The organism is Proteus terrae, assembly GCF_003144325.1.
GTDB classification, from domain to species: domain Bacteria; phylum Pseudomonadota; class Gammaproteobacteria; order Enterobacterales; family Enterobacteriaceae; genus Proteus; species Proteus terrae.
Genome location: NZ_PENS01000009.1, coordinates 168,724 through 182,964, shown reverse-complemented (window position 1 = coordinate 182,964; position 14,241 = coordinate 168,724). Strand labels below are relative to the sequence as shown.

At 37.7% G+C, this 14,241-nt stretch carries 12 protein-coding genes; 5 read left to right on the top strand and 7 right to left on the bottom strand.

The window, feature by feature from the left end; translation table 11 throughout:
* Window positions 1–2 precede the first annotated feature (2 nt).
* From fdhE to fdnG, 4 genes are all read right to left on the bottom strand, one after another.
* A complete protein-coding gene (gene fdhE / locus DK857_RS10885) occupies window positions 3–923 on the bottom strand; it encodes a formate dehydrogenase accessory protein FdhE (RefSeq protein WP_075673731.1) in 921 nt (306 codons plus the stop codon).
* Window positions 924–1,129: 206 nt separating this feature from the next.
* Complete coding sequence (gene fdoI, locus DK857_RS10880) at window positions 1,130–1,786, bottom strand: formate dehydrogenase cytochrome b556 subunit (protein WP_075673730.1); 657 nt, start codon at window positions 1,784–1,786, stop codon at window positions 1,130–1,132.
* Window positions 1,783–2,721: a formate dehydrogenase subunit beta gene (gene fdxH / locus DK857_RS10875; RefSeq protein ID WP_109402184.1), complete on the bottom strand. Its 939-nt coding sequence runs from the start codon at window positions 2,719–2,721 to the stop codon at window positions 1,783–1,785. The genes fdoI and fdxH overlap by 4 nt, the downstream gene beginning before the upstream one ends.
* Window positions 2,722–2,732: 11 nt before the next feature.
* Complete coding sequence (fdnG, locus tag DK857_RS10870; RefSeq protein ID WP_157957605.1) at window positions 2,733–5,780, bottom strand: formate dehydrogenase-N subunit alpha; 3,048 nt, start codon at window positions 5,778–5,780, stop codon at window positions 2,733–2,735.
* Window positions 5,781–5,958: 178 nt separating this feature from the next.
* Here fdnG and fdhD point away from each other — a divergent pair, with 178 nt between their 5' ends.
* Window positions 5,959–6,789 (top strand): formate dehydrogenase accessory sulfurtransferase FdhD, encoded by an 831-nt coding sequence (fdhD, locus tag DK857_RS10860; RefSeq protein ID WP_109394471.1) that lies wholly within the window; start codon window positions 5,959–5,961, stop codon window positions 6,787–6,789.
* Here fdhD and DK857_RS10855 read toward each other — a convergent pair.
* From DK857_RS10855 to umoA, 3 genes are all read right to left on the bottom strand, one after another.
* Window positions 6,786–7,550: a GNAT family N-acetyltransferase gene (locus tag DK857_RS10855; RefSeq protein WP_109402183.1), complete on the bottom strand. Its 765-nt coding sequence runs from the start codon at window positions 7,548–7,550 to the stop codon at window positions 6,786–6,788. The genes fdhD and DK857_RS10855 overlap by 4 nt on opposite strands.
* 35 nt (window positions 7,551–7,585) lie before the next feature.
* Entirely contained in the window at window positions 7,586–8,449 is an 864-nt protein-coding gene (locus DK857_RS10850; protein ID WP_109394467.1) for an ATP-grasp fold amidoligase family protein, read from the bottom strand.
* 255 nt (window positions 8,450–8,704) lie between these two features.
* Window positions 8,705–9,244, bottom strand: a complete 540-nt coding sequence (gene umoA, locus DK857_RS10845; protein ID WP_109402182.1) for a UmoA family flagellar biogenesis regulator — start codon at window positions 9,242–9,244, stop codon at window positions 8,705–8,707.
* A gap of 199 nt (window positions 9,245–9,443) precedes the next feature.
* Here umoA and DK857_RS10840 point away from each other — a divergent pair, with 199 nt between their 5' ends.
* The 4 genes from DK857_RS10840 (at window position 9,444) to DK857_RS10825 (ending at window position 14,241) form a co-directional block, all read left to right on the top strand.
* The gene (locus DK857_RS10840) at window positions 9,444–10,412 is read left to right on the top strand and encodes a nitrilase family protein (RefSeq protein WP_109402181.1); all 969 of its coding nucleotides are present in this window, start codon (window positions 9,444–9,446) and stop codon (window positions 10,410–10,412) included.
* A gap of 174 nt (window positions 10,413–10,586) precedes the next feature.
* Entirely contained in the window at window positions 10,587–11,474 is an 888-nt protein-coding gene (locus tag DK857_RS10835; RefSeq protein ID WP_109402180.1) for a LysR family transcriptional regulator, read from the top strand.
* Window positions 11,475–11,906: 432 nt separating this feature from the next.
* Window positions 11,907–12,668 (top strand): Slam-dependent surface lipoprotein, encoded by a 762-nt coding sequence (locus tag DK857_RS10830; RefSeq protein ID WP_157957604.1) that lies wholly within the window; start codon window positions 11,907–11,909, stop codon window positions 12,666–12,668.
* A 211-nt stretch (window positions 12,669–12,879) separates the two neighbouring features.
* A complete protein-coding gene (locus DK857_RS10825) occupies window positions 12,880–14,241 on the top strand; it encodes a porin family protein (protein WP_109402179.1) in 1,362 nt (453 codons plus the stop codon).

Genomic DNA, 14,241 nt, shown 5'->3' with positions numbered 1-14,241 from the left:
TATTATTCATTTGGGAACAGGAATGGATTAATGCTACTACGAGCAAAGCCTTCTTCTTCCATTTTTGCATCAAGAACAATAGACGCTAAATCATCAGCGACAGCATCCACATTGGCATCTTTTTCTTGATATAAAATTTTCAGATAGCTTCCACAATCACCACAGCTTTCTGCTTTCACAGGGGCATTTTCACTATCTAAAGACCAGTAATTTAATTTGCCGGTTAATTCACAGTTAGTGCACTTAATGCGTACGACATGCCACTGTGTTTCACATAAATTACAGTGTAAATAGCGTAAACCTTGTGTTGTGCCGATTTGTACCATGCTTGCCACTGGCATACTGTTACAAACTGGGCAGAATTGACGATTTTCACCGTATTCTGTTTTAGCTTTGCCTGGAATATTTGCTGCTAATTGTGCCCAGTAAAGAGACAGTGCTGCCCAAATAAAGACAGATTTATCTGCTGAGACTTTTGAATATTCATCATTGAGTAATGCTGTTGCCATCTCTTCTAATTCAGTTTCAGAAGCTTTAGAGAGGTTTTCTAAAGTGATAGTGGCACTTTCAGGCACAACTGGACGTAATTCAGCAATAATCGAGGCTAATAAAGCATGCCAATGTTTACTGCGTTTAAATGTTTTTCTATCTAAAGGCGCTACGCCAACTTGTTGTGCAAGGAGTGGGGCAAGATCAATGACAAGCGGATTGTCATGAAGTGCTTTTTCTTGAGCCTTGACAATTTCTGCTGCAAATTCAAGGTAGTCTGCGAAAGGATTATCTTTTGCTAGTGTTTGAAAACGTTCAGCACGACGTTGATAAAGGTTTTTCAGATTAGGGAATAATACGGGTGGAATAAAACTGATCCCTTTTTCTGATTGCTCTTTACCTAATTGCTCTTTAGGAACGATGCGAATACTCATAACGTTCTATCTTCCTATTATCATAAATTTTATAGTGAATACCCACAGGGTTTGGCTTCAGAATAAATCAAATACAGATACGAAGCCATGACAGTGGGTAATAATAGCGTGATTTTATTGTTTTTTACGCCTTAAAATCAGACGTAAATTGAATAAAAAACGGAGGCTTACAAGCCTCCGTTTGTTCAGAAATACGCTTTAGGGCATTATTTCTCTGACTGTTTTTCGGCTTCTTTTTTCTCTTCTTCGAGAATTTCACGATACCAACGAGGGTGGTGCTTTTTAGCCCAACCACGAGTTACCCAGCCTTCAATCATGCTACGAATTGAACCTTTCACCCAGAATGCCGCATAAGCGTGAACAAATACGGTGATTATCAGTAAGATTGCTGATAATGAGTGAACTAATAAGGCAATTCGGATCACTGGGATCGAGAAATACTCTGCGAAATAAGGACGCCAAATAATAACACCACTGACTGTTAGTAAGATCAGGCTGATACTTAATGTCCAGTAAATGCCTTTCTGACCTAAGTTGTAGTGGCCAATATCGCCAGCTTCTTCATTTTGCAGTACTTTATGAATGTTTTTAGCCCAGACTAAGTCATCTTTATCAATAAAGTTGTGCTTCAGATATCTGAAGAACATAAAGAGAAAGAGGAACGCCATCACGCTACCCACGAATGGGTGTAACAAACGCGACAGTTCTGGTGTACCTAAAATATTCATGAACCAGTTCAGAGATGGGAAGAAGAAACCCAATCCGCTGATAGCAGTAAACAGAAATACAATCACTACTAACCAATGGTTAATACGCTCAGAAGCGGTGTGGCGAAGAATTTTATCGCCTTTCTTCTTCATCATTTCTGCTCCTCCTTATTCACAGAGGTCTGTGTTTTAGAAGATGCTTCCATCTCTTTGAGCGCTTCTTCTTCATCTTCTTCAGTTGTACGGTTTGGACCGACACCTAAATAGTGGAAAATTGCACCCGCGAAGGTTGCGGCAAAACCAACGGCAGCCAATGGTTTCCAAATACCTTTCCAGAATTTAACGGTAGAGCTAATTTCTGGGTTTTCTGGTAAACCGTGGTACAGATTTGGTTTGTCAGCATGATGGAGAACATACATCACGTGTGTACCACCCACACCTTGTGGATCGTAAAGACCAGCGTTGTCGTAACCACGAGTTTGCAGTTCAGAAACACGCTCATTAGCAAGATTGATCATGGCTTCTTTCGAACCAAAATGAATCGCGCCGGTTGGGCAAGTTTTCACACATGCAGGCTCTTGACCGACTTCGACACGGTCAACACATAACGTACATTTGTAAGCACGGTTATCTTCTTCATTAATGCGAGGCACATCGAAAGGACAACCTGCAATACAATAACCACAACCAATACAATGTTCTGATTGGAAATCAACAATACCATTAGCGTATTGAATGATTGCACCTTCTGCTGGACAGGCTTTTAAACAGCCTGGATCAGCACAGTGCATACAACCATCTTTACGAATTAACCACTCCAGTTTGCCGTTCTCTTCAATTTCAGAGAAACGCATCACTGTCCATGATTTCGCGGTTAGGTCAGTTGGGTTATCGTAAACACCGACGTTAGTACCAATTTTATCGCGAATATCGTTCCATTCGGAACAAGCAACCTGACAGGCTTTACAGCCGATACAGGTTGTTACGTCGATAAGTTTTGCCACTTCTTCCTTGTAATCCCGCACCTGAGGCGCGGGAGTAAGGGAATTGGTAGCAGAGCGACGAATAATGTCTTGGGATTGCAGTGACATAATTTATCTCCTTACACCTTTTCCACATTAACAAGGAACGCTTTAAACTCAGGCGTTTGTGTATTCGCATCACCAACGAATGGCGTTAATGTATTCGCAATAAAGCCTTTCACTGCAACACCTTCAAAGCCCCAGTGAATAGGAATACCAATGGTATCCACTTTGCGCCCATCAACATCAAGGGTTCTAATACGTTTAGTGACCACCGCTTTCGCTTTGATATAACCACGTTTTGAGCTGACTTTAACGGTATCGCCTTGAACAATGCCTTTTTCTGCGGCTAAACGCTCACCAATTTCAATAAATTGTTGAGGCTGAATAATCGCATTTAAGCGCGCGTGTTTAGTCCAGAAGTGGAAATGTTCTGTCAGACGATAAGTCGTACCGACATATGGGAAATCTTCTGCTTTACCCATATCTTTCCAGTCATCTTTAAAGATACGCGCTGCTGGGTTTGAAACCACATTTGGATGCAGTGGGTTAGTACCCAATGGTGTTTCAATTGGCTCATAGTGTTCAGGGAATGGGCCTTCTGCCATCTTATCGATAGCAAACAGACGTCCCATACCTTCCGGCTGCATAATAAATGGACCAACATCAGAACCCGGTGCAGCGTTGCTATAGTCAGGTACATCAATACCTGTCCATTTGCTGCCATCCCATTCGATTAATTTACGTTTAGGATCCCATGGTTGACCTTGTGGGTCTGCCGATGCGCGGTTATAAATAATGCGACGGTTAAGAGGCCATGCCCATGCCCAACCTAATGTATTACCCAATCCTGATGGATCTGAGTTATCACGGTTGGCCATTTGGTTACCTTTCTCTGTCCAGCTACCAGCGAAGATCCAACAGCCACTTGCTGTTGTACCATCATCACGTAACTGAGCGAACGAGCTAAGCAGTTGACCTTTTTTCAGAATGATATTGCCATCAGCATCTTTTAAATCTACTAATGCTCTACCATTACTTTCTTGAGCCACTTCTGCCGATGTTGGATTATCAGGATCAAAGTAATCCCAAGTCATATTCAACACTTGCTCTGGCATCGCGCCGCCTTCTTCTTTATAGAGTTGGCGTAAACGATGGAAAATACCTGATAAAATCTCAGCATCAGGGATAGCAATACCTGGGGCATCACCACCTTTCCAGTGCCACTGTAACCAGCGACCAGAGTTAACGATAGAACCGTCTTCCTCTGCGAAACAGGTTGTTGGTAGACGGAAGACTTCTGTCTGGATATCTGCTGTTTTAACGTCGTTCTCTTCACCGTGGTTCTGCCAGAAACACGAAGTTTCAGTGTTTAGCGGGTCCATTGTGATAAGGAATTTCAGTTTTGATAATGAACGAACAACTTTGTTCTTATTCGGGAACGATGCAACTGGGTTAAAGCCTTGGCAGATATAGCCGTTGACTTCACCTTTATCCATCATGTCGAAATATTGTAGAACGTCGTAAGGTTTGTCCCACTTAGGTAACAGTGAGAAGCCCCAATCATTATCACGTTGAGCATTATCGCCATAGAATGTCTTCATCATACTGACGAAGAATTTAGGATAATTGCCCCAGTAGTTAACTTGTCCCGGTACTGTCGCTTTTGGCGTATTCGCAGCTAAGTAGGTTTCTAATGAAGTCTGCTTTTCAGAAGGCAGAGTCATATAGCCTGGTAAGCTTTGAGATAATAGACCGAGGTCAGTTAAGCCTTGAATATTGGAGTGACCACGTAGTGCGTTAACACCGCCACCAGCCATACCCATATTACCTAACAGTAATTGGATCATTGCCATGGTACGAATGTTTTGGGCACCAACGGTATGTTGAGTCCAGCCTAATGCGTACAGGAAAGAAGCTGTTTTATCTTTCGCCGCTGTTTCAGCAATATATTCACAGACTTTTAAGAAATCGTCTTTTGGTGTACCACAAATCTGAGTAACTACATCAGGCGTATAACGGCTAACGTGTTGTTTTAACAGATTCCAGACACAACGAGGATGTTGTAATGTGGTATCGCGTTTTGCGAAACCATTTTCATCCATCTCGTAGTTCCAAGTGGTTTTATCGTATTTACGTTTTTCTGCATCATATCCGCTGAATAAACCATCATCAAAATGATAGTCTTCACGGACAATCAAGCTAGCATTGGTATAAGCCTCAACGTATTCTTTTTGATATTTCTTATTTTCGAGCAGATATAAGATAACGCCCGATAAGAACGTAATATCAGTACCAGAACGGATAGGCGTATAGAAATCCGCAACAGCCGCAGTACGGGTGAAGCGAGGATCAATAACAATGAGCTTGGCGTTATTATGGATTTTAGCTTCCATCGCCCAGCGGAATCCCACAGGGTGTGCTTCTGCCGCATTACCGCCCATAACGACGATAAGGTTGGCATTTTTCATATCAACCCAGTGGTTGGTCATCGCACCGCGACCAAATGTTGGAGCAAGACTTGCTACCGTTGGTCCGTGTCAGACACGCGCTTGGTTATCGACAGCTAGCATCCCAAGAGCTCTTGAGAATTTCTGAGTTAAAAACCCAGTTTCATTGCTTGCTGCTGAGGCGCAAAGCATACCGGTTGTTAACCAACGGTTGACTTCTACACCTTCTTTATTGAATTTTTGGAAGTTGGCATCGCGGTCTTTTTTGATTAAGCGCGCAATACGATCGAATGTTTCTTCCCATGAGAGTTTTACCCATTTATCCGAGCCGGGTGCACGGTATTCAGGGTGTTTTAAACGACCTTCACTATGGATGAAATCCACAAGACCAGCACCTTTAGGGCATAATGCACCACGGTTTACTGGATGGTCTGAGTCACCTTCAATATGGAATATCGTTTCTTTTGCGTTTTTCGCGCCATCGCCCAGACTATACATTAATAGTCCACAACCGACAGAACAGTACGTACAGGTATTGCGGGTTTCGCGGGCTCTCAGTAATTTATACTGACGTGAACCTGCTAGCGCAACTGCTGGTGCAAAACCAAGCGCCGCCGCTGTAGTACCTGCCATACCGCCAGCACAGATCTTAAAGAACTGCCTTCTGCTGACCTGCATGGGGTCTCTCCTCATCATACATTGCTTTTACTGACTCTGATTTTCTTCACGAAAATGGAGCTGATTGTTTTTTTATTCCTATTATCCTTAATAGGATCAGGTTCATTGCCTGATAGGTAGTGTAAAATCGTTTTACCCGTATTGTTATTATGTATTAATAAATTTAGGAATTCATCTTATGGATGAAACAAAATCGACAAAATTGTTAACTAAACGTGTAATCGTTGGCGTAGATCAAACAATTGTGCAACACAAAGGATCGCTTAACAGACAAGAAGACGATTATATTGCACTCGAAGTTCCTGTTGCATTAGTGTACAACGGAATTTCTCACGTTGTTATGATGGCTAGCCCTAAAAATTTAGAGTTGTTTGCTGTCGGATTTTCTTTATCCGAAGGCATTATAGAGTCTTCTAATGAAATTCGCAGTATCGAAATTGTGGAAAGTTGTAACGGAGGCATTGAAGTTCAAGTTGAATTATCAAGCCGACGTTTTATGGGATTAAAAGAGCGTCGCCGCAATATGACTGGCCGTACTGGCTGTGGTATTTGTGGAACTGAACAACTGGAAGAGATTTTTCGACCGATTACGCCGTTACCTTTTACACAAACGTTTTCACTTTCAAACCTTGATAAAGCTTTAGAGCAGATGACAACTGTTCAAGAAATCGGTGAATTAACCGGCTGTACTCATGCGGCTGTTTGGTTATCACCAGAAGGTGAAATGCAAGGGGGATGTGAAGATGTGGGTCGTCATGTCGCACTTGATAAGCTGTTAGGTATGAAAGCACAAGAAAAATGGAAAGAAGGTGCGGTATTAGTCTCTAGTCGTGCCAGTTATGAAATGGTGCAAAAAGCCGCTATGTGTGGTGCAGAAATTTTATTCGCTGTTTCTGCGGCAACCTCTTTAGCTGTTGAAGTGGCTAATAAATATAATGTTACACTGGTGGGTTTTTGCCGTCGCGGAAGAGCAACGGTGTTTACTCATCCACAACGACTGACTGACTAATTAATATCGTGGAACATCCAAAGATTGGGTTCAAGATAAGTACCAGATTGGCGTTGAGTATCAATACTAACCGGTGCAAGCCCCATAGGAATGGCATAATCACCACTCATTGGAAATTGTAGCGAAGTCCATTGCTCCCATGTTTCTTTCGTGGCTTCGATTTTCATAGACTGTGGGGCTATTTTGATAATCGTTGCACCTAATCGCCAATGTGTACGTATCCAAGGATCAAAAGGTTCATTATTATTATTCTGCCACTGGCAATATTCTTCAAAAGAGTGCAGTGGATAGCGGTGTTTTAATGTGGGTCGAACGGGAACCACAACACCTAGATAGCCTTGTTTTTTTGCGTAGGCTTTTAAGGCATTAATTAAATGCTGAGGAATACCTTGGCCACGATAACGGCTATCAACGGTTACGGATAATGCTGAAATAAGTTGGCATGGGAGCTGTTTTTCATCAGCTTGCATACCTAATTCAAATACACAATCCCAGCCATTATCAGGAAGAGCATCAAAACTATTATGTTCCCAAGGTAAAGCGACAGCGTTTATTACACCAACGACTTCTTCTTGATCGTTTTCTTTTAATACTGCGAGAAATTGATAATAAGAAAAAGGAGGTGCATATAAGCGATCCCAATAGCTTTCATTAATCGATGTTCCCATCATAAAAGCTGGCCAATGAGCAGCTATCATTTTTTCTGCTTTTTCGAGTAAATCAGTACGAGACTGAAAATGTGTAATTACGATATTCTTCATAGTTAATTAACTTATTAATAAACGTAGCCAGCCGATTATGGCCACAATGCACCTAATTTATAATCCCACTCTTTAGGTTTGATGGGGATACGTCCTGCATTTGGAGTAAAGGTCATTTCGCTGAAGATCAGCCTATTTTCAGACATTAAAAAATCAACTCGGCAATAATTAAAGTCACTTGCCATTTTAGTGGCTAATTGCAACATATTTTCAAATTGAGCTGGTTTTTCAACATATTCTGGAGTGTTGGGATCTTCTAATGTTATAGGTTGTAACTGCCAATTTGTATCATACACATTAATGTACTCATTCCCTTTGGTGTCAGAAATATCAATTTCAGCATAATGAGGTTGGCCATTAAAACAGTGAAGACGACAAGTCGTTGGTATCATTGGTTTTTTTGTATCAAATAAATCAATATATTCTTCGCAGAGAATTTGTGCCTTGATATTTTTATAATGCCATTCGCGCGTGACAGGATAGAGATTACGTTTTAAATGAAACTGAAGCTTTTTCTTTGCTTTTTCAAAATCAAAAGTGGCTTTATCAAGGCAGATGATTGTACTACCACTGTCATGATTACATTTGAGTACAAAACGTGAAGGAAGTTGAGTAATATCGATTTCATCAGGATGAGAATAGGTGTTAATAATTGGAACAAGATAGTGTGGGCCAATCTTTTCTATCACATAATCTCTGACTTTGATTTTATCAGCTAAGCGCGTATAAATTGGATTTCTATCGAATAGCATACGAGCATTAATTTTTTCATTAAGTGATGTCGGTATTTTAAAGTTAGGCTGATAACCTAAGTTACGTATAAACTTATTCTTTAAGTACACACGATCAGGTAATGCGATAGTGCGAAACTGTTTGAAATAATATTCTATGATTTTCATAAGCTAATGATTATTTTAAATAGATAAGTGAAATAAAAACTAACTTTTCTTTGAATTAAACTTCTATATAAAGAAATAATTAAATTAAATAGAAATTAAGAGAATAATGTCAGTTATTGATATTCTTATATTGTTTATTTATGTAAACTTAGAAAGTATTAACGTAGGTTAATATTCAAAGTACTTATTTTAATAAAAGAAAAAATGACGACATTAAGAGAGAGTTAACAAAAATGAATATTAATTAAGAGTATATTAATTTGATGACCATTTAGTTATATGAATTGGTTTATCCCAATTATTAAAGCGTAATCCTTTGCCGGTTCTATTTCCGTGAGCATCTAATATCTCATAATACTCTTCAACGATTTGGCTACGGCCACGTTGCCATTCATTGGTTGTTGCAAAAGGATCTATCAAATAGATATCGCCAACAACGGTATATAGTTCACCTAAATAGCGAATTTTTTTCGTACTACTATTTGAATAGTGAGAAAACATAATTTGGTAGGTTTTGTAGTGTTCTGGTTGACCATAAGGGCCATATTTCATTGCAATATAACGAATGCCTTGAGGAGGAGTTGAATGGCTTGCACCACCCGGAACGGGCATATCTGGTGTGATATTAAAAAGTGTATATCGAGAACTTGCCGTTGGCTGTCTTAATGCTTGCCGATAGTTTTGTGTATCTAATCCAGAAGCTGGCCATGTTCTATCCACTAAGCCATCTCCTGCCAAACAGGAAACAGATAATCCTAACAATGAAAGAATTATAAATAGGGACTTGGCTGACATAAATACTCCTTTATTGCCATTATGATGCCAAAAAATAAGGTAATTGTTCCGTGAAACAGAGGTGTATAACCCTGTTATTTCTTGCTGTTATCTAATTTCATTCCAAAAGGTTATCAAAAATAGAGAATAAGTGATTATCTTTTAAGCAATAAATACGTTTTTATATTGATAGAGATATCAGGCTTAATAGGTGAAACGTATGAATACATCTAAAACATTACGCGTTGCTACAGTGCAGTTTCAGCATAAAGCAAACGACAAAGCTTATAATTTAGCGAAAATCCATCAATTTATAGATAGTGCAGCCAGTCAGCAGGTGAATGTATTAGTGCTTCCTGAAATGTGTATTACTGGATATTGGCATGTTCCTCAATTGCCAGAACATGCAGTCTATGCATTAAGCGAGCGTGTTTCTGATAGTGAGTCTTTAGCGTTAATCAAACAAAAAGCGATAGCGCATCAAATGGCGATAGGTGTCGGGCTTATTGAGCAAGCAGAAGACAATACACTCTATAATACATGGGTTGTTTGTATGCCTGATGGCTCTTTACATAAGCATCGGAAATTACATGCTTTCGAACATCCAATCATCAAAAGTGGTGAGCAATACACTGTCTTTGAAACCCCTTGGGGCGTTAAAATGGGAGTATTAATTTGTTGGGATAATAACTTGGTAGAAAATGCACGCGCTAATGCATTATTAGGTGCTGATATTTTACTCGCCCCTCATCAAACAGGTGGAACAAATTCACGTAGTCCACATAGTATGAAGCCGATCCCTATGACACTTTGGGAAAATCGACATCAAGACCCCACATCATTACAAGAAGCATTTCAAGGAGAGCATGGAAGAGGTTGGTTAATGCGTTGGTTACCAGCAAGAGCCCATGATAACGGCATGTTTGTGTTATTTAGTAATGGTGTAGGCCGTGATGAGGAAGAAATTCGCACAGGTAATGCGATGATCATTGACCCTTATGGACGAGTAATAAAAGAGAGCAAAGCAATTGATGATGATATGGTGATTGCAGATCTTGATCTTACATTATTAGAAAACTCAACAGGAAGACGCTGGCTAACAGGGCGAAGACCTGAACTTTATTCGATATTAACGACAAGATTAGGAAATGAACAAGATCCTATTTCAGTTCGATTTGGTAAAGAGTAATTCAATAAAAAAACAGCTTTCATTTTGTTGGCTGTTTTTGTTTTGGTTAAAGAATAATCTCAATTTAATTTATTTGTTTTACTTATTAATGTATTGCTGTTGGTTATTAATTTTATTTATTTATTCTATGTTAGAATAATAAAAGGAAAAATAAGATAGGATCAATAATTAATCATGGATACCCGTTTATTGAATGCATTTGTTGTTTTAGCTGAAACAGAACATTTTGGTGAAGCTTCATCAAGGCTTTTTATTAGCCAACCCGCACTCACTAAACAGATAAAAACATTAGAATCTCAGTTGGGTGTCACTCTTTTTCAGCGTGGGCGTCACGGCGCAAAATTAACCCCTGAAGGACAGTATTTACTGAGTCAATCTCAGTCAGTCTTAAGAGAAGCCCGTATTCTAGAAAAACAAGCTCGCCAATTAAGTGCACCTCAAAAAGTAGAGCTGTATGCAGGATTTGGTCTGTCCTCATTAAATTTTATTACACCATTATTGGCAAAATTTAATCGTGTTCACCCTGATATTACTGTTCACATTGATGATATGCCTTCTAACACAATGGAAGACAAATTACTTTTGGGTGAGCTTGATCTGGCATTTTCACGTTTACCAGTTACAGAGCCACTAAAAAGTATTTCATTAGTGCAAGAGCGATTAATGTTAGCAATCCCCACGCAAACTATTATGGTGCTAGAGGCTGATGATGATCCACTCTACTACTTTAATACGCTTGGGCTTATTCAGTTGTCTCCTGAAAAAGGAAAAAAACTGTATCAACAAATCCATGATTTTCTGAAATATCATCAAATCAAACCTCGTGTATTACAACAATCACAAGATATTCAAACGCAGTTAGCATTAGTTGCGGCAGGATTAGGTATGGCATTGGTGCCTAAAAATGCAGAACTTATTTGTGACAAACAAAAAGTCACTTTATTGCCACTATCTGGCTTGTATACACAATGGGAAATAGGTGTTATTTGGAATAATAATATTCAGAATAAAGATCGTGATATCTTTATAAAAATAATTTCTGAGGAAATAAATAAAATATAGTGAATGAAAAAGATTTTTAATTTGAGTAATGATTATATTTATAATATATAATTTATAATAAAGCTAAAATACCTAATAAATATTAATTAGTCTTAAAATGAATAAAGATAAATAATTGCGAGACTGTTCACAGAAATAAACATGAAATATTTATTGGTTTTTTATGTGTTTAAATAAAAAATCAAAGTAAATCATTTAATTAATTTAATTTTCATAACATAAATAGGGTTAATTAAAATCTCTCTAATTAAAATGTGTTATTTACAATAAAAGAGATTTATTTAATATTACCTACGAACAACACAGCAAACTTTATATTCGTAAGTGAAGCTGGAACGATAGATAAAATATCAATATTTCTGTAAGTGGCTACTTGTTATTTCTATTTATAATAAGTAGCCACACCCTTCAATGAATAATAAGGAAGTTATTATGAATAAACGTAATAAATTAGTCTGCGCATTATTTATATTAATGGGCTCTCATACTGTACATGCTGAAATTCACTCTAATCAAAGTGGCCCTTTAACAACGATGGAAGTGGGAGCAAGTGATGCAGTTAATCGAGGTCCTCATCAATCAGCTGGAGGAGAACCGGGTGTTGGTATTAGCACAGTAGGAGGCGGGAAAAAAATTGGTTTTGCTTCGTTAACATCAGCAAGGATGAGTGGTGGAGCGGATAGTAATGGGATTTATACAGTCCAATCCAATCATCAACATAGTGATATGGGTGTTTTCCATTTTGCCAAAATTACTGATGCTAATGTCTATTTTGGTGACTGGGCAAAAACAACATCAACGACAGATGCGACACACCAAACCTATTATATCGGTAAAGATGTTACAACCACATTACCAACAGATAGCGCTACTTATACGGTAACGGGTATTAGTCAATATAGCGGCAGTAACTTACTTTCAGGTACGTTTGATGTTGATTTTTCACAGAAGAAAATCGAAGGTTCGCTGACTAATAGTCAACGTACGGTTGATTTAGCAGGAGGAAATCTTTATACCGCAAATAATGAAGTGACGTTTTCTGCAGATGCAAATGAAGGGTCAACATCAGGGGTTGTTGAAGGCGCTTTCTTTGGTGAAAGTGCTGAAGGATTAGCAGGTATTGTGGTGTTTAGTTCAGACCATAAAAAAGATATTGGTTTTGGTGGTATGAAAAATAGCAGTGACAGTGAATAAATGACAGCAGGCATGAATGCTTCTTGATTTTTTCAAAAATAATATTATAGCTTTATTTGATAAAACAATCGGTTAATTCTTTAAAAGTGGTATTAGTGGTCATTACGCTAAATGTTAGCAACAGATAATCTGGTATAGGGTTATCTGTTTTTTTTTATCTAAATTAAGCCGATTTAAAGGAATTGTTCTTTTGTTTTTATAAGGATATACCATGAATTATTATCGACCTTTAATAAGAGGATTATTGGCTTTATTGCTTATTTTATTTTCATTTAATGGGAGTGCAAAAGAGAGCCGTGACAAGCCATTTTATTATCTTGAAACAACGAATACAGCTGAAATTGGTCAGCAACTTTATCACTATTTGCAACAACAACAGTGGCAAAAAGCAGAAAGATTATTGCTTTATTATCAACAACAATCTCAACATGAAGTATTACTTGTTAATTATGCAAAGGCGTTATTGGCACAAAACAGAGGTGATTTTTTAAACGCTGAATTTTATTATCGGCAACAACTTAAGCAAAAAGCCGATTTTATCCCAGCCCAAACCGGGCTAATTCAACTTTATTTTCATTTACGAGAATATAAAAAAGCACAGCAACAACTTAATCAACTGAGCAATATTGTTGATTTATCTAAAGATATTATCCAGTCTATTGAGTTTTATAAGGTTAAGTTAGCCTCTTATTTTCAAGGCCAACGTTTCTATCAACTTGGCTTTTTTTATGACGATAATATTAATCATGCACCTTACTTATCTGAAAAAATTGTCTCTCAATCCACTCAAGGGAAAACGACGCTAAGAGGTGCAAAACCTATTGCATCTACAGGAATTACCCATTATTTTTCTTTTTATCAACCTTTTATTATTTATTCTCACCATGCTTTTTCTTCTTATACTTATGCTCGATATATAGATTATCACTCTCATCGTAACGCCAATTTTTTTGCATTATATACACAACTGGGTTATCGCTATCAAAAACCTCAATATCAGTGGTCAATAACACCTTATTACGAAATAAAATCATCACGGGAACAATATGAATATCAAGCATGGGGGAATGAAACACAGCTTTCTTATTTTATTAATAAAAAGCAAACTATTAATTTAAGCTTGGATTATAAAATAAAGAAATATCAAAAATCGTTAAATAATTTAAATGATAAGAGAGTAAGTTATAGTGCTTACCATAACTATTATTTTAATAATGGAATACACTTAGTTAATCAATTAAATTATCAGTTAGATCGTAAAAAAAACACTTTATTAAATTATCAGCTGTATGGTATAAAAACTGGCATTTATTATCCATTGTCAGCTAATTGGCATATTTCTCTTTTTTTACAGTATCAATTTAAATGCTTTAATAACTATAATCCTTTATTAAAAAAGAGAAGAAAAGATAATAGTATTTCTTTTACAACCAGTATTAAAAATAAATCACCTTTTATTTTAGGGTTTTATCCCACAATAGAGTTACGTTATACCCGAAGATTAAGCAATGTGGATTGGTTATATCAATATCAGCAACATGAAGTGTTATTTAAATTAGAAAAACAATTTTAA